At 71.9% G+C, this 22,058-nt stretch carries 13 protein-coding genes; all 13 read right to left on the reverse strand.

The annotated features are described in order from the left end of the window. Nucleotides 1-38: 38 nt before the first annotated feature. The gene (locus JO379_RS01705) at nt 39-2,255 is read right to left on the reverse strand and encodes a hypothetical protein (RefSeq protein ID WP_209513424.1); all 2,217 of its coding nucleotides are present in this window, start codon (nt 2,253-2,255) and stop codon (nt 39-41) included. Continuing rightward, complete coding sequence (locus JO379_RS01710) at nt 2,252-6,154, reverse strand: putative baseplate assembly protein (RefSeq protein WP_209513425.1); 3,903 nt, start codon at nt 6,152-6,154, stop codon at nt 2,252-2,254. The genes JO379_RS01705 and JO379_RS01710 overlap by 4 nt, the downstream gene beginning before the upstream one ends. Beyond that, a complete protein-coding gene (locus JO379_RS01715; protein WP_209513426.1) occupies nt 6,151-9,354 on the reverse strand; it encodes a putative baseplate assembly protein in 3,204 nt (1,067 codons plus the stop codon). The genes JO379_RS01710 and JO379_RS01715 overlap by 4 nt, the downstream gene beginning before the upstream one ends. After that, nucleotides 9,354-9,746, reverse strand: a complete 393-nt coding sequence (locus JO379_RS01720) for a GPW/gp25 family protein (protein WP_209513427.1) — start codon at nt 9,744-9,746, stop codon at nt 9,354-9,356. Before JO379_RS01720 ends, JO379_RS01715 begins: the two co-directional genes overlap by 1 nt. A gap of 23 nt (nt 9,747-9,769) precedes the next feature. Next, nucleotides 9,770-10,102, reverse strand: a complete 333-nt coding sequence (locus tag JO379_RS01725) for a hypothetical protein (protein WP_209513428.1) — start codon at nt 10,100-10,102, stop codon at nt 9,770-9,772. Nucleotides 10,103-10,117: 15 nt separating this feature from the next. After that, a complete protein-coding gene (locus JO379_RS01730) occupies nt 10,118-10,633 on the reverse strand; it encodes a phage baseplate assembly protein V (RefSeq protein WP_209513429.1) in 516 nt (171 codons plus the stop codon). A gap of 96 nt (nt 10,634-10,729) precedes the next feature. After that, nucleotides 10,730-11,872, reverse strand: a complete 1,143-nt coding sequence (locus JO379_RS01735) for a hypothetical protein (protein WP_209513430.1) — start codon at nt 11,870-11,872, stop codon at nt 10,730-10,732. Continuing rightward, nucleotides 11,865-12,227, reverse strand: coding sequence for a LysM peptidoglycan-binding domain-containing protein (locus JO379_RS01740; RefSeq protein ID WP_209513431.1), 363 nt, complete (start codon nt 12,225-12,227; stop codon nt 11,865-11,867). Before JO379_RS01740 ends, JO379_RS01735 begins: the two co-directional genes overlap by 8 nt. Continuing rightward, the gene (locus tag JO379_RS01745) at nt 12,227-12,877 is read right to left on the reverse strand and encodes a CIS tube protein (protein WP_209513432.1); all 651 of its coding nucleotides are present in this window, start codon (nt 12,875-12,877) and stop codon (nt 12,227-12,229) included. The genes JO379_RS01740 and JO379_RS01745 overlap by 1 nt, the downstream gene beginning before the upstream one ends. Next, nucleotides 12,874-13,656: a hypothetical protein gene (locus JO379_RS01750; RefSeq protein ID WP_209513433.1), complete on the reverse strand. Its 783-nt coding sequence runs from the start codon at nt 13,654-13,656 to the stop codon at nt 12,874-12,876. Before JO379_RS01750 ends, JO379_RS01745 begins: the two co-directional genes overlap by 4 nt. Nucleotides 13,657-13,663: 7 nt before the next feature. Then, nucleotides 13,664-19,699, reverse strand: coding sequence for an eCIS core domain-containing protein (locus tag JO379_RS01755; RefSeq protein ID WP_209519035.1), 6,036 nt, complete (start codon nt 19,697-19,699; stop codon nt 13,664-13,666). Then, entirely contained in the window at nt 19,696-20,067 is a 372-nt protein-coding gene (locus JO379_RS01760) for a hypothetical protein (RefSeq protein ID WP_372449045.1), read from the reverse strand. The genes JO379_RS01755 and JO379_RS01760 overlap by 4 nt, the downstream gene beginning before the upstream one ends. Beyond that, a complete protein-coding gene (locus JO379_RS01765; protein WP_209513434.1) occupies nt 20,058-22,034 on the reverse strand; it encodes an ATP-binding protein in 1,977 nt (658 codons plus the stop codon). The genes JO379_RS01760 and JO379_RS01765 overlap by 10 nt, the downstream gene beginning before the upstream one ends. Nucleotides 22,035-22,058 lie beyond the last annotated feature (24 nt).

Genomic DNA, 22,058 nt, shown 5'->3' on the forward strand with positions numbered 1-22,058 from the left:
TCCCCTTGTGTTCGTTCCCCTGGGTCCGTCGGGCGGGGTCAGGTGACGTGGATGATCCCGGCGTCGGTGCCGGCCGGTGAGAACTCCTCCAGGCGGGCCCGCAGACTGTCCTCGCGCTGGGGCTGGAAGAGATCGTGGAACGCGCCGGGTTCGGAGCCGTCCTCGGCCCCGCGGGTGATCTCCGGTGCGCAGCCGTCGGCCAGTTGTCCGTAGGCCGGGGTGCCGTAGCGGAGGCTGGTGAACACGGGCCGGACGCGAGCGGCCTCGGCGTCCTGGAGTTCGGGCACGTCGGCCGGATCGGTCCCGCCCTTCTCGGCGCGTTCCCGCACGGCGGCGCGCACCTCGTCCGGCTGGCAGTGGTAGCGGCGGGGCGTGCGGGAGCCCGGCGGGACGTAGCAGAACCGCATGCAGCCGATGCCGCGCCGGGCCGTGTGGACGCGGCCGGTGAAGATGCTGTCCTCGGCGATGTCGACGGCGTGGACGTGGACTTCCCCGATCACCGTGGTGCGGTGGGCGTGCAGCACGGCGTGGGCGTGCCGGCACTCGGGGCCGGAGAGGGCCTCGCGGTCGGAGCCGGTGGCGTCCAGGACGCTGTCGGCGATGTGGATCTCCAGCGGGTCGGTGCCGGCCTCGTCGCCGACGACCTCGATCGTGCCGAGGACGCTGCGTTCGATCTGTACGCAGACCGTGGTGCACTCCAGGACCAGGCTGGCCTCCTGGGGCGAGTGCGGCTCGCACCGCGGTTCCAGCGACCAGCCCGGCACCAGCGTGCAGTGCCGGATGACGACGGAGCCGACGGGGCCGGTCACGTTGATGCCGCGGCCGGTGACGAGCAGTCCGTCGAGGACGACGCGCGGCCCCGGCCCGTCGCCGGGGTTGCCGTGGATGTTGAGCGCGTCGGGGCGGTTGCTGTACCAGTCGAGCAGGCGGATCACCGGCCGGGCGCCCTCGGCGGCGCGCAGTTCCAGCCGCTCCCCGGGGGACAGGTCGAAGTCCAGCTGCTCCTGGTGGGCACCGCTGTGGGTGAGTTCGATGACGGCCTCGGCGCCGCCGTCGGAGCGCCATTGTTCGTAGGCGTCCATGATGCGCTCGTGGGGGCGGCCGGGTCCGACCTGGTAGACGGTGGACCGGGGCGGTGTGTCGCGTTCGCGCGGGTACTCCCCGCCGCCGGTGTCGTCGCTGAACGCGTAGTGGTAGCTGACCCATGCCCCGTGCCGGGGCGCGCAGCGGGTGCCGAACGCGATCCGGCCGAGTTCGGGGTCGACGACGACCTGGCCGCGGCGGGCCCGGTAGGTCCAGTCGGACAGATCGGCGACGACGATGTCGGCGGGCGGCACCGGCTCCTCGTCGTCGTCGCGCCAGACGGTGAACGAGCGGCCGGGGCCGTAGGTGTCGGTGAGCCGGCCGGCGAGCTGCCGGCGGCGGATGAGGACGGGGACGTTGTCCATGGTCGCCAGGTGCGAGGCCGAGGGCTCGGGTTCGGGCTTGGCCACCAGGGGGCTGTCGTTGCCGAGGATGGAGAAGGTGTAGAGGTTGCGGGCCCGGTCGACGCAGTAGGCGGGGGCGCGCGTCACCGAGTAGGGCTTCAGCCGCCATACGAACACCCCGACGCCCGCCGGGGTGTACCCGCTGCGGCGGCGGGCGGATCCGGCCCGTCGTACGTCGGCGCTGTGCGCGGCCGCGTCGAAGGCCCCGCCGAGCAGGTCGAGGGTGGCCCCCTCGCGGACGTCGAGCAGCCGGCCCCGGGTCAGCCGGGTCGCGGTGGCCGCTTCCTGGCCCGCCGCGAACAGGCGCACCGGCTGGTGGGCGCCGAGCAGCCGGGAGAACTCCACCGCCCTGGCGGGCCAGTCGGCCACCGATGCCGACAGCTGTTCCAGCAGTGCCAGGGTGCCCTTGCGGCGCCGGTTGGCGACGGTGTCCGCCACGTCGCGGCGGGGGGCGAGGCGGGCGGCGAGGCGCCGCCGGGACGCGGCCCTGCCGCCGCCGGGGCCGCCCGGGGACAGGCCGGTGGTCAGCACCTCTTCGTAGCCGGGCAGGATCCGGTAGCCGACGAGGTCGCCGAGGTAGGGCACGGCCCAGTCGGCGCAGGTCTCGACGAACCAGTCCTCGTAGCCCTGCTCCACGCCCGAGCGCACCAGGTCGACCTGCTCGGCGATGACGGCCAGCAGGGCCCGCAGCGGCTCCCCGGCCTCGGCGTCGCGCAGCTGGTGCCACTGCGGGAGCAGTTCCAGCAGGCCGTCGGGCTCACGGTTCACGCCCGTGCCTCCTTAAGGATCAGTGTGTCCGGCACGTCCGGGGAGAGCAGCGCGAACTGCGCCGGGCGGATGCCGCGGAAGACGAACACGGTGCGGCCCTTCGGCAGCGGCCGGGTGTCGGTGATGTCGGGGTTGAGCCGCAGGAGTTCGGCGACGGTGATGCCGTTCTTCGCGGCCACCGCGGTGAGGGTCTCGGTGGTCTCCTGGCCCGGGGGCGACACCCGGTAGCGGTCCTCCTGGTACGCGGCGAGCCGGGACTCGACCACCGCCTGGGGGCGCTTGAGTCTCTCGGGCAGTTTCTCCAGGCCTTCGGGGGTCAGGCTGCCGGGCACCCCGGTGAAGGCGTCCACGTCCACGTAGTCCACGCCCGGTACGGACTGGGCGGTCGCCAGGACCTCCGACAGGTACGCGGGCCGCCCGAGTTCGCGGGCCGGGTAGCCGAGCCGGGCCAGCAGTGCGCGGCGCAGCGCCGGTTCGACGAGGTCCCATGAGTGGTCGGGGTGCACGCGGACGTTGGCCACCACGATGAGCAGCACCAGTTCCCGTACGGCGACCGTGACCGGCACCCGGGGGTCGCCGTGGGCGGTGAGGGAGGTCCGCAGGGTGCGCACGATGTCGGAGTCGTCGCCGAGGGCGATGTCGTCGACGCCGGCGACGGTCAGGTGCACGCTGCGCCGGGTGCCGTCGAAGATCTCCCGGGCACTGGCGCGGCCGATGCCGGCCCGGGAGCGGGCGAAGTCCTCGTAGTCGGCCACGGAGACCAGGCGGTCGAGGGCGGTGACGGCCAGGGGGATGTTGCGGCGGGCGAGCCCGGGGCCGTCCGGGTCGGCGCCGCCGGTGGCGGGCAGCGGGTTGACGACGGCGGTGACCCCCAGGGGCCGGGTGGTGGGCTGGGTGATGCGGCCGGCTTTGACGTTGGCGGATCTGCCGACGCCGATGCGGTAGCGGGCCCGGACGTTCTCGTGTCCGGTGGGCAGGCGCGAGCCGTGCACGCCGTCGCCGAAGGTGATGGTGGTCCGGCCGGCGGTGGCGTCCGCGGGGTCGGTCGCGCCGGTGGTGCCGGTGACGAAGACACGTTCCTGCGGGCCGCGTCCGGCAAGGCTGTCGACCTCCCGCCAGCGCACTCCGTCCACCCGGACCTCCAGGGTGCTCTGTGCGCCCAGCGCGTTCTCGGCGGCGAGCCAGGTCAGCGGGGACTGCCAGAGGGTGAAGGTCTGGTGGGCCCGGCCCGCGTCGCCGCTGCCGATCGGCTCGTCCCGGGTGGCGCCGTGGGTGGCCCGTGCCACGTTGCCGTGGATGCGCAGGGTGTCGCGCCGGTAGCGGTGGGCCAGGTCCGCGGTGAGCACGAGCGTCGTGTGCACCGCGTCGCCCGGCAGCGCGGGGTCGACGCTCTGCCGGGCGCCGGCGACCATGGCGAGCTCCGTGCCGCGCACCCCCGTGGTGCCGGGGATGTCGGTGCGCTCGCCGCTGAAGATCAGCCAGCGGCCGGGGGCCAGCCCGTCGTACAGCCCGGCCAGCTCGATCTCGTTGCCGTGGACGTCCTCGGTGACGGTCTCCTCGGCGAGGCGGAGGGCGTCGCCGCGGGCGTGGACGGTGGCGTCCCTGATGTGCGCCAGGGAGACGTCGTCGGCGTCGAGCCAGTCGTCCTGGAGGGTGAGTTCGGTGACCTTGCCGGTGATGCCGAAGGCGGCCCGGGAGAGGACCCGCACGCCGGTGACCCGGGTGACGACCAGGGCGAGTTCCTTGCTGCCGGGGATCTGGCCGGGGCTGCCCTTGCGGGGGCGTTCGACGGCGACCCAGCTGCCGGGGCCGATGCCCTCGTAGACGGCGTCGAGGGCCAGCTTGTTCCGGTCGGTGACCTCCAGTTGCGTGCCGATGGTCACGCTGACGGTGGAGGGTTTGCCGGTGGGCGTCCTGCGGGCCACGTTGATCGTGAGCCGGCCGAGCGTCCGCTGCTGCGCGGACTCCTCGGGCCCCAGGCGGTACTCGACGGTGGTGGCGCCGTCGGTGACGGTGACCAGCACCCTGTTGTCGCTGTTGGGCCGGGAGACGAACACGGTGGCCTTGGGCAGCTTGGGCAGCAGTTCCGCGCGGACGCCGAGCCGGTGCGGGTCCGGGGGCGGCGCGGGTGCTGCCCCGCCGGCCTCGCCCGCCGGGTCGGGGTCCGGCTCGGGGGGCGGCAGCAAGGTGCTGACCTGCACCTCACCGGGGCCGACGTCGGGGACCTTTTTGTTGATCTCCTCGTCGTCGGGGAGGGTGAGCTCCTTGGTCGGCGAGGAGGAGTCGGCGACCGAGTGGGTGAACGTGATCTTCGCCGGTACGGTGCCCGCCGTGTCGTAGGTAACCGTGGTGTCGAGTGAGGTGCTTCCGCTGAGCGGCCAGTCCTCGTAGTAGTCGATCTCGTTGTTGTTCTTGTAGCGGGGCTTCATGGGCGCCGTCGCGCCGAACGGCGTCGCGGTGGCCCGCATCACCTGGACCGTGGCCAGTGCCAGCGGCGCGGTCAGGTCCACTTGCCGCCAGGCGTCGTGCAGACCGTCGCGGACCCTGGCGTCGAGCGCGGCCAGCAGCTGGGCACCGATGTCGGAGCCGGGCGCGTACACCTGCTCGGGGTCCCTGGCGAGGTGGCGGGCGCCCGCCGGGGGCCGGACGGGCGCGGTCCGCAGGGCGGGCAGCAGGGCGCCCAGACCCCGGAAGGCCGGGTCGGCCCCTCCGGCCGTCTCCGCCGCCGCGGCCCGCCGCCCGCCGCGCTCCGCCACGGCGTCGGATCCCAGGCGGAGCTCGGCGAAGAGGGGTTCGTTCCTGTCGTCACCGGCCGGTGGCTTCGAGGGCTGCGGCGGCTCCAGCGCACGGGCCTGCCCGATCAGTTCGGCGAACTTCGCGGCCAGGGTCTCGAACCAGCCGGCGATGTCCTGGTACCGGCGGGCGAGTTCGGCGGCCTCGTGGACCCGTTCCACGTCGCGGGTCAGCCGGTCGGCGAGGGCGGTGGCGGTCTTGAGCGTGTCGAGGTCGTCGCGCAGCGGGGCGAGGACGTCCTTGTCGAACCGCTCGACGAGGCGGCTGTTCTTGGGCCGGGGGTGGGGCGAATCCTTCGCCGACGGGGCGATCCATGCCCCGAGCTCCTCACGGAGCCTCTTCAGCGACGGCTGCGCGGCAACGGGCAGACCGATGGCGGTCACCTCGTTCTCACGGTCGATGCGCACGTGGGGAACGGTGCGCAGAAACCTTTTGTCGCGGGCGGACTCCTCGGCGCTGAAGACGAACAGCAACTGATCGCCGGGCTTCACGTTGTTGGCCGTACCCGCGACGAACAGCTCCGTGCGCTTCTCCAGCCGGTCGGGCGTCACCTGGTAGGGGCGGCGGCGCAGCACGGCGAGCTCGTTCCACGACCAGCGGGCGGTCAGCTCCTCCGAGGTCTCGAAGGACTGCGGCTCCTCCCCCGGCCCCGGCACGCTCTGGCTGCGGGCGCCGCGCGGGATCAGCACGGGCGTCTCCTGGCCGGGGCGCGGGTCCCGGTCGAGGGTGTAGGCGAGGAAGGTGTCCGCGGCCACACCGGGGCGGGGCCGGTGCCCGACGAGTCTGCCGAGCAGGGTGAGGGAGCCGTCCTCGGTGGCCGTGCGCAGATACCCCTCGTTGGCGATCCGCTCGGAGTAGAAGGTGAGCAGATCACCGAGGACGGCCCAGGTGTCGAGAAGGCCGATCGCCGGGTCGTCGGGCGTGCGCACGGTCAGGTCGCGCAGCGCCGGGTAGGCGGGGCCGGACAGCCGGGCGAGCATGGAGGAGCGGAACTCCCGGTAGGTGCCCACCCGGTAGTGGATCGTGCCCTGGCCGGGCGGGTTCGTCACCTCGGTGGGTGTCGCCGCCGAGGTGCCCCGGCAGCCGCAGTCGCATCGGCCGCTCATCGGCCGCCTCCGATCTCGATCGCGAGCCGGCCGTTCTCCGGACGGTCCGGGTCGTTGTCGCATTGGGCGATCTCCAGCGGGCCCAGCCGCAGCACTCCGGCCTCCAGCTCGCCGTCGTCGTGGTGATGGAGCCGGCGCAGCCGGGTCGCGTGGACGCTCAGCACACCGGGTACCGCGGCGGCCGCGGCGATGAGACGGCTGACGCGGACGGGCTCGCCGAAAGTGAGGGCATCCGGATGGAAGAAGCCGGGCCGGCCGTCCGGCAGGACCCCGGTGCCCAGGACCCGGCGCAACTCGGCGAGGACGTGCCCGCGCTGGTGGCCGGGGGCGGCGCACACGGTGAGGGAGATGTCGAGCGGGACCGGGCGGGCCGGGTGGACCACCACGTCGTGGCCGATGCGCCGGTAGCCGTCCAGGACATGGCCGACGGTCTCCAGCAGCACGGGGCCGGGGGCGGCGGTGCCGAGCGGGTCGACGGCCACGTGGACCTCCTGGACGGCGCCGGTCCAGCGGATGTCGGCGGCGGCGCGCTGCACCCCGGGGACGCGGGCGGCCAGTTCGGCATAGTCCCCGGCGGTGACGGCGCGCAGCCGGGACCGCTTCAGCGCCAGGGGGGCGAGCTGGCGGACGTCGTCCAGCGACTCGGGTGCGGTGCCCCCGGCGGCGGGCAGCGGGTTGCGCACCCGGGTGACCTCGCAGGAGCCGGAGCCGCACAGGAGAAGGTGGTTGATGGCCTCGGCGCCGACGTTCCCCGCCGGGCCGTTGCCGATCCGGTAGGCGATCTCCAGCCGGGAACCGGGCGTCGGCGCGGCGCCGTGCCGGCCGTCGCCGAACCGCAGGGCGAGCCTGCCGTCGTCCTCCAGCTCGCCAACGAAGTGACGGTCCCTGCGACCGCTGGAGAGCAGGTCGCGGCGGGGCAGCCACCGCGTCCGGCGCCCGGACCGGGCGCCGTCGGCCGGCTCCCCGACGGCGCTGACGGCCGGCAGGGCGGAGCGGGGGTCCTGGCCGGTCGCGGCGGCGGGCCCCGCGAGCCGGGGGCCCGCGGGGTCGAGGCCGTCGGCGTATTCCTCGCCCCAGCTGTGCCGCACCTCCCAGACGGTGCGCCGGTCGAGTACGCCGCCGGCGCGGGCCCGGGCCACGAGCACCGAGAGGCGGCGCAGCTTGCCCGCGAGCAGCCGCTCGCGCCGGGCGATCAGCTCGCGCAGGGCCTGGGCGGGCCGCTGGCCCAGCTGGAACCGGTCGAGGGTGCGGGCGCCGAATACGACCGTCAGCTCGGCTGTCTGCTCCTGTGTCAGGTCTTCGCCGTCGTGGACCTGGCGCCACAGCTCCTCCAGCCGGACACGCAGCCGCTCGGGGAGGGTGGCGAGGAGATCGGCCTGGCCCCCGGCGACGTGCGCGGGGGCCGGGTAGGGGGTGGCCTGGGTGACGGGCGCGTACGGCAGGACGGGGCGGAACCGTACGGGCAGGCGCGGATAGGCGGTCTGGGCGAGCAGGGTCTCCAGGGCGGCGGCCTGTGCGTCGGCGCCGGGCGGTACGACCTGCTCCTCGCCGTCGAAGCCGGGGGCCAGGTGGATGTCGAGCCCGGCCCGGGCCACGGCCGCCTCGCCCACGAGCCGGTGCAGTTCACGGACGTGGTCGGGGTCCAGCTGGTGCCCCGACCGGGTCAGGTCGAGAAGGTCGTGCAGCGCCGCGGCGGAACCGGTGGTCTCCGCGCGGTCGCCGCAGCCGAACTCGGGCGGCTCGCACCCGGCGACGACGACGGGGGCGGGCGGCACGGGATGGCACTCAGGCTCGCCGTCGCAGTGGGTCAGCGAACGGCCGTGGTCGACGAGGACGACGTTCGCCCGGGCCAGGCTCACGTCGGTCAGGAGCGCGCAGTCGGTGCCGCCGCGGCTGGACAGGCACACCGGGAAGGTGAGGGCGTCGGCCGGGGCCCAGGTCACCTCGACGACGGGCTGGTCGTAGAGTTCGTCCACGGCAGGGGTGACCGAGGTGAGCCGGACGGCCTGGCGGTGGGCGGGGTCGGCGTCGGCGGGGGCGCCGGTGCGCGGACCGAGCACCTCCTCGATCAGCAGGATGTCGCCGGGGCACAGTGCGAGGGCCCGTTCCCGCTCCTCGTCCCCCTCTCTCGCATCTCCCCCCTCTCCCGTTCCGTCCCCGTCCCGCCACTCGTCGCGCAGGGTCGCGGCCGTCGCTCCCGCAGGCAGGTAGCACTCCTCGTCGCCCCAGGTCCACAGACGCACGGCGTTGTGTTCCGGGCGCAGCTCCAGGTCACGCCGGCCGAGCGGTTCGAAGACCTCGACCAGGGCGTTCTCGGTGATCGTGTCCAGTTCCCCGTCGGCGATGACGGTGCCCAGCTCCGGTCGTTCCTGCGGCGGGAGTCCGCTGACGTCCACGGCGGCGAACCGGAAGGTGCCGGCCTCCAGTGTCAGGCAGCCGTCCACCTCCAGGGCAACGAACGCGCGGGCGTTGCAGCCGTCGTGCATCGGGTAGTCGATGAGCCGGACGTGCCTTCGCACGGAGACCCTGCGCCGGGCGGTGTCCAGATACGCCTCGGTGGCCACCGCGTCCTGCTGGTAGCTGATCCGGTCGGCGGTGTGGGCGAGGAGTTCGACGAGCGTCACCCCGAGGTCCGGGACGTGCCGCTCGGCCCAGTCGGGGGTGGTGAGCGTCATCCGGTCCAGGGCCAGGCGCCGCAGGCTCTCGTAGTCGCGGGCGGTGTAGTCGATGACCGGGCGCTCCCCCGGCTCCGGCGGGCAGGGCTGCGGGGCGCGGCAGTCGAAGGGGGTGGGGCAGGAGCGGTCGAAGCCGAACTCGGCCTGGTGGTAGCGGGGGTCGAAGCCCCGGTACGGCTGCTCGCCCGGCCGCCCGTAGGCGTCGGCCTCGACCACGCCCAGGCGGTAGCGGGAGGTGTCCCCTCTCTTGTCGACGGTGACCAGCATCCGGTCGTCGCGCTCGGGGTCCTCCTCCACCTCCACCGTGACCTCGACGGCGCGGATGCCCGTGACCCGGCGCCCGCCGTCGATGCGGATGTTCTGCGGGCCGATGTGGCACGGCGAGGGCGCCTTGCCGAGGAAGGTGACGGTGAGGGTACGGCCGTCGTCGCTCACCTCGATCCCGTCGACGCCGTTGAGCTCCGCCCGCCGGACGTCGTCCCGTCTGCGTTCCGTGGCGCAACTCTGCGCCGTTGCCCCGCCCATCACGCCGCTCCCCGTCCTTCGAACTCCTCGACGCGGTGCGAGCCGGTCCGGCGCACCACATAGACCAGGTGCACCCGCACCACGTTCTCCTCGCTCACCACTTCGAGGGACTCCACGTCGATCACGTCACCGAGCCAGCGCTGCAGGGCCGCCTGCACGGTCAGCTGGAGCGCGGAGCCCAGCTCGGGGCTGTTCGGTGCGAAGACCAGGTCAAGCAGGCCGCAGCCGAAGTCGGGGCGCATCACCCGTTCGCCGGGGCTGGTGAACAGCAGTTGCTCGACGAGGTCGCGGACGTGGTCGTCGTATCCGGTGTCCGCGGTACGTCCCCGGCTGCCGATCCGGAACGGGAACGCGATGTCGGTCCGGCGCGGCCCCGCCTCGGGGGCCCTCATGCTCAACCCTCTGCGCCGCTCGTTCATCGCCCCACCGCCCGCTGCTGGACCACGGAGATGTTGGGCGGCCCTTGCGGCGCCTGGTCGGCGGCCAGGCACAGGCCCGTCGAGGAGCGCAGTACGGCCGGCGAGCCGTTGATCCTGATCCGGGTGGAGGGCGCCACCCAGCGGATCGTCACGCACGGATGCGGCACGTTGGCCACCGTGAACGGGCAGCCGCTGACGGTGTAGAGGTCGGCCACCGAACTAGCGATGTTGCCACTGACGACGACCCGGGTCTGCGCGGGCAGGATCGAGGCCCGTGCGCCGTGCGGACAGGTCACCGTGGCGTTGACGTGCAAGAGATTCCCGGACAAAAGAACCCTCCCCTCTCAGGTCACGCTCAGGGCGTCCTGGTTGATGGTCACGGTTGGGCCGATGAGCGTGATCTTCGCTCCCTGGCCGTTGTCGATATGGATCCCGGAGTCGTTGATCACAATGGAGGCGCCGTTCGCGGACTTGAGGGTGATTCCGGTGACGGGGTCGTCGGAGAGCACGAGGGTCCGCCGGCCCAGCGTCGTCTGCAGGACGTGGTTGGGGGCCCCGGGAAGGCCGGTGAGCGCCTGCGGCGGCAGTTCGCTCTGGTCTCCGTACCAGCAGCCGGACCAGATGGGGTCGCTGGGGTTGCCCTGCTCGAACTCCATCCACACCCCGGACCCGACCGGGGGCACCGCGTAGTGCCCCATCCCCCGGCCGGCCACCGGGAAGCAGGGCATGGCCCAGTTGGACGGCGTCTCACCGAGGACGTCCGTCACCAGGGCCGTGATGCGGCCCCTTCGTTCCGGATCGGTGTTGTTCACCACGGTGCCCCGGTACTTGCCGAGGTAGCGGGTGGGTTCAGTGGCCATGCGTCTGCTCCTGTGCTCCTGCTCTGTCGGGCTCTGACAACTCGGTGGCACCTTGCGCTTCTTGTTGCTCCCCGCTCTTCTTGTTGCTCCTCGCTCTTACGGGCGCACGACGGGCGTGCGGGAGATCAGTCCCTCGCGGGCGAGGGTGAAGTTCTGTGTGTAGGAGCCTCGTTGAAGGTTGTGGGTGACGCTCTTGACGAAGTAGAGGCCGTCGTAGGTGATCCCCGCGCCGCGTACGCCCACGAGTTCGCGGGGGCGCAGCACATGGCCGTAGCGGACGACGTCGAGCTGCCCGGACCCCGATACCGCGTCGGCCGACTCCATGGCCTTGGCGAGGGTTTCGGCCAGGGCCGACCCGGTTTCCTTCTTGGCGGCGTCGTTGACCGTCGTCTTCTTCAGCGCGGGTGCGGGCTTGAGGGCCAGCGGCGGCCGCAGGATGCTCACTTCGGGGATGGGCAGCAGGGTCGAGATCTTCGTGGCGGGGATCTGCACCCGCGCCCTCGGCTCCTCGCGGGCGGTGCCGTCGAAGGCGAAGGTGAGCTGGTCGACGTTGGACAGGGCGTCCATGTTCACGTTGAGCGCGTGCTGGGGGACGCCGAGCCGCGCCTCCGGCCCCCAGTAGGCCCGGCTCATCCCCGGAACGGGCCCCGGGTCGAGGTAGAAGACATAGCCGTTGGCCTTCGCCAGTTCGCTGATGTAGGCGAGGTCGGTGCCGTTCTGGGCCTCCACGCGGTGGGTCGGCACCGACATCTGCGGGATCAGCTCGGGGACGACCAGCGGGGTGATGCCGTACTGGGCGTACCGGGTCAGCATCACGGCGACCCGCCCGGCGGGCGACATCGCCGGATAGTCCGTACCGGTCCGGTCCTCCAGGTCCATCAGCACCGTCAGGTCCTCACCGGTGACGGTGAGGGTGGACTGGCCGGGCTGATTGCTGACCCCGACCTCCTGACGGATGAGGACGCCGTCCATGAGGACGGTCGGTGTGCCCTGGACGGTGACGACGAGCACGACCCGGATCTCGGGGTCGAAGAACCCGCCCGGAAGCAGGGCGGTGTTGATCAGCCCGTTCTTCGACAGGTCGAACGCCAGCTGAAAGCCGCTGCGTTGCCCGCTGGCCACGGTGACCTGGGCGGACAGCAGCGCGTCGGTGACGGGCTGCGGCACGGGCACGGGGATCCGGGGCCCCATCATCAGGGTCAGCCGGATCGGTCCGGTGGTGACCGGGGCGTCAGCCATTCGCGGCTCCGGGTACCCCCGCCGGAAGCGCGATCTTGAGCCTGCGCCCCGGTGTCCGGGTCAGCTCCCCGGGGTCGACGACGGGATTGGCGTCGGCGATCTGCCACCATTGCTCGGCGCTGCCGAGGTAGCGGTACGCGAGCAGGTCCGCCCGGTCACCGACGCTGACGGTGTGCTCGGTGAGCGTGCTCAGCCGGGCGGGGTCGGGCAGCAGACGCCGCCTGAGATACGGGGTCTGCCGCCCGTCGGCTTCGGTGTGCACGGCGACGGGTATGCCGTGATAGCGACTGGAGCGGGGATAGGCCGAGGGCGCGGGTATCGCGTCCGGGGAGCCGTTGGTCGTGTGGGCGGTCATCAGAAACCCCCTGCGTTCCCGAGCCCGAGGGCACTGCGGTTCCCGCCGGCCGCGGGCCCGACGAGCTGCTCCTTCTGCGCGAGATGCGCCAGGTAGAGCTCCGCACCGCGATGTCCGGTGGGCAGATCGTTGACGGTCAGCACCCGCAGCCCGATCCCGACCGAGGCCCGGATGGGGTTGAGCTCGACATCGAAGGCTTCCTCGGTGATGGTGAGCTCGGTCAGCCGAACGGGAAGCACGCGGCTGCGCCCCCAGGTGAACAGGGTCAGCGGCGCCTCGATCGGCGTGATCTCCAACGTCCCCAGGGACGCCAGATTCTGATTACGCCGCAGAAGTGTGCTGGCCGGGTGCAGCAACGTCTCCAGCGCGGCCAGCTGAGGCTGAATGCCCTGCGGGACGGGCAGCTCCATCTGATCGGTGGCGTCGATCTCCGCCGTGAACTTCCACGTCTCGGCGGCGGGCCCCTTGAGGCGTAACGCCTCGGTCCGGTCACCGGCACCTTCGGCGCCGGCGCCTTGGGGGGTGAGGGAGCGCTCGAGGGAGTCGGGGTTGAACTGGAGGACGATGATGCCGCGGGGGGTGCCGCGTTGGGGGTCGACTATGACGATGCCGGAGCGGATGGGTTTGGCGAGGTCGGCGTAGCGGGTCATGAATCCTCCTGATGCGGAGCACCGTCGCCCGGGGGTACGTCGTGGAGACCGGCTCGGACTGCTGCGGCAGGCCAGGGGGCGTCGTCGGGCCACAAGGCAGCGACTCCCTCGACCGCGGCCCGGTGGGTGACCATGTGGTGGGTGACCAAGGTAAAAGCAGCCTCGGCTTGGAGTGCGAACTCACCCGACCGCAATGCCCGGTCGAGAACGTCCACCGCCTGCGGTGCTTTGACGTTGTCGAACGCCTTGAGCGCGTCGACACGCTGGTCGATCTCCCTGGACTCGTCGAAGACGATGTCGGTGAGTGCTCGAATCAATGTGGCATGCGGCGTGGCCGATCGCTCCAGCGCCGTTGCCGCAGCCATGGCCGCGGCTCCCACCGCGTTGGCGGTTGTGGCATGCCGAAGGGCTGACGCAATCAGCTCTGAGTCCTCCGGGGCGGCCAAGTTGAGCAGAGCGAGCAGGGCACTGGCGTGATCGGCCCCGTCCTCCTCCGCCCCCGTCTCGTCGGCCGGGGTCGGCGGGTGCGCCAGAATCTCCCGAGCCCGCGCCAGGACTTCCGCGGCGTACGGAGCGAACGGATCGCTCTCATGGTGACGGCTGGTGGAGCCCGCATGGTGGAAGTGGTCAAGAGCAATGCCCACAGCTGCCGTTCGGCCGCTTCTCAGGAGAACGAGGAAGGCATCGACATTACGTTCGTCGGCAAGCTTGTCACGGGCAGATTCAAGCTCTCCGTCAAGGAGCGAACACCCCCACCAGTGATATGTGTTGAATGACATCTTTTCCCTAGCTCGGCTCGGAGTATTCGTATGCGTCTGCCGGAATCTCTCCCTTGATCAGCACCTCGCGAGTGCGGATGACATCCTGGAGAGCCTGCTTAGTCGTATCCTTCTTGGGATGGCTCAGAGTCCACATGTCTTGAGCCTTCTTGGTGGTCAAGTCGAAGATGTTCTTCGGTGAGATCCGGAGAAGGTCGATGCGCACCTTACCGAACTGGCCACCGAGCGGGGTTACCTCTTTGCCGTCCTCATTCTTCTTACCACTCGTAATGTCCGCCTTGCTCCGTTTGGTGGTCGAGATGAACGGCGTTTTATCCTTCCCCAGCACATGCCCAGGAATGTCCGGCTTGGCGTCCGGCCCCCTCGGCACCAGAGATTTTCCCTCACCTATCCGTTCCCGGTCCTTCTCGGACGCGTTCCTCCTGAGGTAACGAGGAACGAAACCTCCGGCAGATTCCTTGACGTACTCGGAACCGAGATCATCCTGGTACAGCTCTTGATCCTCATGCTTGCTTATCAACTTGTACGTCTTCGCCTTGCGGAAGTCCGCAATGGCAAGGCTGACAATCTTCTGCCCGGGGCGATCGAAGTAGAGCACCGTCGAATCAGGCTCACCATCACGCTGGACATCCTCGCCGGCCACCCAGCGAAGCCGATCGGACACCCCCCTCTCGTCCGCTTTGAGAGCCTTGCCCCGCTGACCCGATTTCACCTCCCGGGAGCCCTTTCCGCCGCCCCTTCCTCCCTGGCCCGCATCGCTTCCCTTCCCGGCCGCCCCGCCCTTGTCCTTCACCTTCTTGGCCGCGGCTTCGCAGAGGCTCATGACTTCCGAAAGCTTCGTGACCTTACGCCCCACGAAGGCCGCCTCGATTTCCTGGCGGAGCGCCGTGGTCACCTTTTCCTCCGGCCCTACGGAGAACAAGTCGAAATGCGCTTCGGTGACGGTCGCTTCCGGATTCAGGCTGGCGACCAGGTTGAAGTTCTCGCCGCCCACCGGGGCGAGGCCGGTCAGCCGGTTCCAGATTCTCAGACCACGGAGTACGGCGTTGAAGATCTTTTCGAGGAGACCACGCTTGAGCAGGCTGACCAGCCTGGGCTTGATCCGCGCTACGATCTTGGCCAGGCGGTCTTCTTTGGCTTTCGGGGAGTTCTCGCGCTTGTCGCGCTCGTCGCGCTGCTGCTTCCTTTGCTGCTGCCGCTTGTTCCACCGCTCACGCAAGCGGTCCCGCTGCCGCGTGAACGCGTCCCGGATCTTCTTCGCCCCGTTCGTCAGCGACTTCCCGAGCTTACTGTTCTTGAGCTTCCGGCCCAGCGCCCGGGCCGCGTTGCTCACCTTCTTCAGGGCGCCCTTCACCGCCGCCTTGGCGCCGTTCAGCGCGCGTCCCGCCGGCGACCGGCGGCTCGGCTTGGTACGGGCCGGCGTGCCCTTGCCTGGCGCCTTGCCCGTGGAGGGGCGTTCGCGGCGGGGGGTGGAGGGCTTCTTGGGGGACGGCTTCGGTCCGGGGCGCGGGCCCGGGCGGCCTGGGCGCTTCAAGGCCTGGGCCGCCCGGTTCAGCCCCTGCTTCGCCCGGTTCACCGCGGCCCCCGCCGCCTTCCGCGGGCCCTTCGTCGCCTTCGCCAGGCCCTTCATGATTTTCTGGGCCATCGCCTTGAGCCGCCCGCCGACCCCCTTCGCCGCCAGCTTCAGGCGGCTCAGCAGGAAGTTGGTGATGAACTCCAGGAGCGCGACCACACCCGCCGCGACCGCCTGGGCGAACAGGCAAGCCGCTCCGACGCCGCTCTTGACCGCCTTGAGGAAGCCGAAGAATTTGCCGAACGCGGCGATGATCTTGCTGATCGTGCCCCAGGCCGCCATCAGGCCCTGAATGATCGTCATGATCGCCCCGGCGGCCGGCACGATCATCGAGACGACCTTCTCCACCACGATCGAGATGATGATCGCGGGCAGCGACTGGACCAGCGCCTGCCAGGCCATCCGTCCGATCTGGGCCATCGAGACACAGCCCTTGACCAGGACGTTGATGATGGTCTTGCCCAGGCCGAGCACCGACTCGACCTTCTCGTTGAACCATGACTTCACCGCCGTCTTCACGGCGCTCCACAAGTGGTTCTGGATGCCCTCCTTGGCCGCCGTGCCCAGCTTCGACAGCCAACCGCCCGGGTCCGGGGCGATGTCCGCGACCAGTGCCGCGAACTGGCCCAGCATCGCTATCGCCTTCTGAGCGAAGTCGATGGCGGCCACCACCGCGTCGCGGACCATCGCGACCGCGGCCTTGAGGCCTTTCTCCAGCAGGTTCAGCAGCTTGTTCAGGCCGGCGGCCAGCAGGTCGAGGAGCTTGTTGACGGCTGCCTTGAGCTTGTCCGCCCACTCGTTGACCTTGGCTATCGCCTGGTCACGCCACTGCCGGATCTTGTTGCGGAACTTCTCCCGCAGCTCGGGGAACGCCGCCAGGAGGACGTCACCGATGGCGATCAGCGCGTCCGCGAGCTTCTTGATCAGCTCGACCGCGAACTTCCTGGCCTGCTCGATCGCCCAGTTGGCGAACTCCCGGAACTTCTCGATGATCCCGTTGACGATCTTGCGGAAGAAGTCGAAGATCCCGGTGACCACGCTCAGCAGCGCGTCGAAGGCCGCCTTCACCTTGGACTTGACCCAGCCCCACCAGCCGGAGGACTCCTCCTTCTTACGTTCCTTCTCCTTACGGGCCTTCTCCTCCGCCTCCTTCCGGTTGTCCTGGATCTTCTGGTTGTCCTCGTCCTGGCGCTTGCCGACGTCCTTGTCGGTGTCGGTGCGCTTGGTGTCGATCTCCTTGTTCTTGTCGCCGTGTTCCTTCGCCGCGTCGGTATCCGCCCGGCCGATCTCCTGGTCCTGCTCCGTCTGCCACTGCGTGCGCTCGGCCCGCACCTGCTCGGCGGCCTGGCCGCGCTCGCCCGCCTGGGCTTCGGCGTTTTCGGCGACGGCCTGGTCCTGAGCCTCCTGGCTCGCGCGGCGCTCCTCGGCCTCGGCCTGCTTCTGCTGGGACTGCTCTTGGCCCATGCGGCCCTGGCCCTGGCCGACCGCGGCCTGGATCTGCGGTCCCCGCTCCTGCTGGGCGACGACCGCCACCCCGGGCTTGGCCCCTGCGGCCGCGCCGGCCCGGCGCCTCCCGCCCGCCCCGCCGCTGCCACCGGGCACGTCGCCCCGGAGCGTCTCTCCGGGCACGTCCGGGTAGATCTGGTCCTCGCCCATCGGCTTGGCCGCGTCCTCGCGGCCGACGCCGAGGATCTTCGCCGACGAGGACTTGAGGTTCTCGGCCTGCTGGTCGGTGCGCCGGGGGTCGCTCTCCCCGGTGAGCTGCACCTTGGGCGCCGTGCCCACGGTGGTGTTCAGGGACGGGTCCGAGGTGGGCACCTCACCCACCGCGTGCTGCATGTTCTGGACGTCCTGCGCGGTCACCTGGTTCGCCGCGTCATCCGCGACGTTGGGGCGGGACACGTCGGCCGCCGGGTTCTGTCCCCCGACCTTCTCCCCGTCGGCTTTCTTTTGCTCTTTACCTCCCTCGGCGCCTTCCCGCTCGACGCGTTCGGTGACCTGCTGGGCGGGGGCCGCCTCCTCCGGCGTACCGGAGAGCGTGCGCGGGGCACCTGAAGGGCGTTGCGCGGTAGGGGCGTCGGCCTCCAGAGCGGCGTGCTGCTCGCCGACCGAGCGGTCCACCGCCCCGTCGACGCCGTCGAGCGTGGGCACCATCTGGTCGGGCGGCAGAGTGCCGGCCGTGGCGAGGGCGCTCTGGGGGGCCTGGCCCGAGACGTCCGGGGGTGCCGGTTTCTCCGCCTCCTTCTCCTTGCCGCCCGTGCCACCGCCGCCGCCACAGCCGCCCTCGCCGCCACCGGCCTCCTCGGTGGTGGGCTGCGGGGCACCGGCGCAAGCACCACCGCCCTCCTCCATGGAGGCCTCCGGACCGGCCTGCGCACCGGGGGCACCCAAGGCGCCGGGTGCCTCGGTCTGCTCCGCGGCGGGGCCCATGGCACCGAGGCCGGGGCCGGGCTCCTCGGTTTCCGCCATGGCGCCGGGCGCTCCGGCGGCGTCCGAGGGCCCTGGGCCGCCCGGTCCCGGGCGGGCCCGCTCGGAGCGGCCACGCCCGTCCGCCGACGGGGCCTCGGCGACGGCCGGTTCGACGTCCTGCCGCCCGGGGCCGTCGCTGTGGGAGGGCTCGGGCGCCGCCTCCTGGTCCGTCTCCGGGCTCAGCTGGCCCGCCTCGGGCCCTCCCGCCTCCGGGTCGGGTCCGACTTCCTGCTCGACCGGCTTGTCCGGCTGGAGATCCCGTGCCGTGCGGCTCTCCGCCTCCCGGTCGGCCTCACGCCGGGCCGAGGCGTCTGCCTCGGGTGCCGGTGCGGGCCGGTCGGCCTCGGCTTGTCGGGGAGCGGGCGGTTCGGGTGCCTCCTCGGGTTCCTCCTCCGCCTCGTTCTCCCGGTCCTGCTGGATCTCATCGGCCTTGGTACTCGGCGGCTCGGGGAACGAGGGTGCTTCCTGCGCCGCCGGTCCGCCGGCGGAGACATCGAGCCGGTCGGCGGTCGGCACGGACGAGACATCGAGATCGGTGCTCGGGACGAAGTCCTCCGGACGCAGCTCCGGGCCGGCCGGCTTGGCGGCCTCCGGCTCTTCGTCCTGCGGGGTCTCGACGTCCTTCTCGGCCTCCGCCTCCACCCCCAGCGGCTCGTCCTCCGCCTTGCCCTGCTCGTCGTCGAGCAGACCGTGCCGGGCCAGCGGACTGTCCTTCGCACCGGCGAGCTTGTCCACCTGCTCAGGGCGGGCCGGGCCCGGCTGCCGGTCCTGGCGCCGGTCGACGGCCTTGGGCCTGGAACCCTCGGCAGGGCGGCGCTGCCCGGCCACGCGCTGCTGCTCGGGCGCACCGGGGGCCTGCGCGGCGGCAGCCGCTGCCCGAGATGGTTCGGCACCCACCACCGCCCCGGCGGCCGCGCCGACAGTGGCCTCTTGAGGGCGCCCGGTCCCGGCCGGGCCCGCCTCCCCGGCCCCGGGCTCGGGCTTCGGCTCGGGCTCCGCGTCCTCGGCGGACGGTTCCTCCTCCGCCTCCTCCTCGGGCTTCTTCTCCTTCTCCTCGGGCTTCTCGTCCTGGCCCTCTTCCTTGCCTTCTTCTTTGCCCTCTTCCTTGCCTTTCCCCTCTTCCTCGTCCTTCTCCCCCGCCGGGTCCTTCGGCAGATCCTTCGGCGGGACGTCGGACTCCTCGACCGGTTCGTGCGCCGGCTCCGTCACCGGCCCCGGGATCACTCCCGCGTCCGTCTCCGCCGGGCCGCGTTCGCTCCGCTCCACCAGCTCCAGCAGCCGCTCATGGTCCGAAGTCGGCAAGCGGAGCGAGAGCCTTTCCAGTACCGATGCCTTCAACTCTGGTGCGAAGCGCGTCAGTTGCTGTCGCACCCGACCGGCCGCGTCCGTCGGGTCGCCGCGCAGCGAGCGGAGGATGCCCGCGGTGAGGCGGTCCACCAGCGTCGCCGGGTCCAGCAGCTCCGTGCGGAACTGGTCGGCGCGCACCCGTGCGTACCGCAGCCAGCCCGGTGTGGCGTTCCGCGTCACCTCCGGGCGCGGGCGCTGTGAGCGGGCGCCGTCCTCGGCCTGCCGTTCCACCGCGTCCTGCGGCATGCTGACCGCGCCGAGGTCGCGGCCCGCCTTCAGCGCGCCCAGGGGGTGCGGTGCCTGGACGGTGTGCAGCAGTTCGTGGGCGACCAGCCGCCGGCCGTCCTCCGTTCCCGGGCGGAACCTTCCTTCGGCGAAGAAGACGTCCTCGCCGACGGTGACGGCGTCCGCGCCCAGCAGATCGGTCAGCAGAGCGGCGTCCCGGTCGGTGTGGACACGGACGCGGCTGAAGTCGTGACCGAGCCGCTCCTCCAGCTCGCGGCGCAGTCCGAGGTCGAGCGGCTGCCCGGCGCCGGTGATGATCTCTTTGGGTTCCGGGGTACGGGCCTTGGGCGCGCGGGCCTTGCGTTTGCGCTGCTGCGCAGCCGCCTCGTTCGTCTGCTGGTGGCCGGCGGGCACCTGGACCCGGCTCATGCGCGCCGCCCCCCGGTATCCGTACTGCTGCCGCCCGCGTCGCCCCGGCCCGTCAGTCCGGCGTGCACCGCGCGCGCCAGCGCGGTGCCCAGCCGGTGCGGGGAGGTGGTGGCCGGCAGCGGTGGCAGACCGCGGAGGAGGTCCAGACGGACGCCGGTGTCCCCGGCGATCGGGACACCGCGGTCCCGGACCAGGCGGTGGAGTTCGTGCCGGAAGGCGTCGGCGACGCGCTCGTGATCGACGTGTTCGAAGCCGTGCAGGGCCAGCTCGCCGATCTCGACATGAACGCGTCCCGGACGATCGCGTCCCGGCTGGCCGCGCCCTGGGAGATCGCGCCCCGGGTCCCGCCTCGGATCCGTCACACCCATCCGCGTACCTCCGAGGGGGTCAGCGAGCGCTCCAGCTTCACGTACTCGGTACGCGCTGCGGCCAGCATGTGCCGCATCCGCAGCGGGCTGCCCTCATCCGCGGCGAGGAACGCCGCCGACAGGGCGATGTTCCTGATGGACCCGCCCGCCACGGTGAGCTGGGCCAGCCGCTCCGGGTCCAGGTCCTCGCTCGGTGTCTGCCGGGGGATGACCCGGCGCCAGATCTCGGCCCGCTCCGGCACCCCGGGGAAGGGGAAGTCGACGATGAAGCGGATCCGGCGCATGAACGCCTGGTCGAGTGCCTGCTTCATATTGGTGGTCAGGATGGCGAGTCCCCGGTACGCCTCCATGCGCATCAGCAGATAGCTGACCTCGAGGTTGGCGTAGCGGTCGTGGCTGTCCTTGACCTCGCTGCGCTTGCCGAACAGCGCGTCGGCCTCGTCGAAGAGCAGCAGGGCGCCGCCGCGCTCGGCGGCGTCGAAGACCCGTCGCAGGTTCTTCTCGGTCTCCCCGATGTACTTGCTGACGATCTGGGAGAGGTCGATGACGAACAGGTCGACGCCCAGCTCGCCCGCGACGACCTCGGCGGCGAGTGTCTTGCCCGTTCCCGACCCTCCGGCGAACAGGGCGGTCACCCCGAGGCCGCGCCGCAGCACCGCTTCGAAGCCCCACTCCTGGTAGACGGTGGCGCGGCGCCGCACGTGGGCCACGGCTTCTTTCAGCGCCTCGCGCTGGCGGTCGGCGAGGACGAGGTCCTCCCATCCGGCGCGGGGTTCGATGCGGCGGCCGAGCTCGTCCAGGGACATGCGTGCCTCGGCCAGGCCCGCTCGCCACGCCAGCTGCTTGGCGTCGCCCTCGGGGGCCCGGCGCACCGCCGCTCCCGCCGAGCGGATGACATGGGCGGGCAGCGAGAACTGGGCGACGAGGTCGCGTACGTCCTGTTCCCGGACGCCCGCGACACCGTCGAGTGCCCCTGTCCACAGCCGTAGTTGCTCGTCGGGGGTGAGGGGCTGGGCGATGACGCGTTCGCGGCGGGCGGTGAGGCCCGGCTGGGGTTCGTCGCTGGAGACGATCACGGGTACGGGCAGCTCGGCGAGGAAGGCCTCGGCCGCGCCGCGGCGTTCGCCCGCCCGGTCGCCGCCCTCGATCAGGAGGGCGGCCGGCAGCAGGATGGCCTCGCGCTGCCAGAGCCGGGCGAGCCGGTCCCGTTCGGCGGGCTCGGTGGGCAGGTCGTCCGCGGCGGCGGTGTACAGGGCCAGCCCCGCGCGGTCGGCGGCGGTGGCGGCGATGTCCCAGCGGGTGGCGCGGTCCGCGCCGACGAGTTCGGTGTGCGGCGGCCCGTCGAGCTCGGCACCGGACCAGGCGCGGGTGATGCTCTCGGCGGCTTCCTGGTGGCCGGGGGGCAGTTCCTCCCGGCCGGGAGGACGGTGCCTGAGCAGTCCGTGCAGGCGTACGTCCAGGTAGGGCACGCCGACCAGGAAGTGCAGGATGCGTTCGTCGAGGCGTAAGCGTGACGTCGTCGGGGAGCTGTCGTCGTCGAGCTCGATCAGCCGCCAGCGGCGCAGCGGCCCGACGGGGGTCAGCGCGCTCCAGTGCGGGGCGTCGAGGGCGGCGAGGGCCAGGGCGAAGGTGGGGTGGGGACGGGCCGGATCGCCGCAGGCTGCGGCGCAGCGGGGGCCGGTGGTGGGGTCGGTCTCGGCCGCGGCGGCGAGGACCAGCACATCGCGTTCGAAGGGGGTGAGGCCGAGGCAGGAGACGACGACCGCCAGGGCATCGAAGGACGGGACGCCGCTCGCCGGGGCGGGCGCGGCCCCCGCGTCTCCGGTGGCGGGTTCGCCGGCCGGTGCGTCCGGGGTGGTGCGGGTCCCGGCGGGCGAACGCGCGGAGGCGTGCGCGTCCAGGCGTCGGAGCACCGCCTCCACGGCGGCGGCGAGCGCCCGCTGGTGTGCGCCGTGCCGCTCGTTCATGTCCTCCCCCGACGTGTATCGGTG

Origin of the sequence: Streptomyces syringium (assembly GCF_017876625.1) — a bacterium.
GTDB lineage: Bacteria > Actinomycetota > Actinomycetes > Streptomycetales > Streptomycetaceae > Streptomyces > Streptomyces syringius.

Bases quoted from the DNA above. Each gene is read 5' to 3' on its own strand.
- JO379_RS01740 (WP_209513431.1), bottom strand. From the start codon at position 12,227: ATGACCGCCCACACGACCAACGGCTCCCCGGACGCGATACCCGCGCCC.
- JO379_RS01755 (WP_209519035.1), bottom strand. From the start codon at position 19,699: ATGAGCCGGGTCCAGGTGCCCGCCGGCCACCAGCAGACGAACGAGGCG.
- JO379_RS01735 (WP_209513430.1), bottom strand. From the start codon at position 11,872: ATGGCTGACGCCCCGGTCACCACCGGACCGATCCGGCTGACCCTGATG.
- JO379_RS01720 (WP_209513427.1), bottom strand. From the start codon at position 9,746: ATGAGGGCCCCCGAGGCGGGGCCGCGCCGGACCGACATCGCGTTCCCG.
- JO379_RS01765 (WP_209513434.1), bottom strand. From the start codon at position 22,034: ATGAACGAGCGGCACGGCGCACACCAGCGGGCGCTCGCCGCCGCCGTG.
- JO379_RS01730 (WP_209513429.1), bottom strand. From the start codon at position 10,633: ATGGCCACTGAACCCACCCGCTACCTCGGCAAGTACCGGGGCACCGTG.
- JO379_RS01760 (WP_372449045.1), bottom strand. From the start codon at position 20,067: ATGGGTGTGACGGATCCGAGGCGGGACCCGGGGCGCGATCTCCCAGGG.
- JO379_RS01710 (WP_209513425.1), bottom strand. From the start codon at position 6,154: ATGAGCGGCCGATGCGACTGCGGCTGCCGGGGCACCTCGGCGGCGACA.
- JO379_RS01745 (WP_209513432.1), bottom strand. From the start codon at position 12,877: ATGACCCGCTACGCCGACCTCGCCAAACCCATCCGCTCCGGCATCGTC.
- JO379_RS01715 (WP_209513426.1), bottom strand. From the start codon at position 9,354: ATGGGCGGGGCAACGGCGCAGAGTTGCGCCACGGAACGCAGACGGGAC.
- JO379_RS01750 (WP_209513433.1), bottom strand. From the start codon at position 13,656: ATGTCATTCAACACATATCACTGGTGGGGGTGTTCGCTCCTTGACGGA.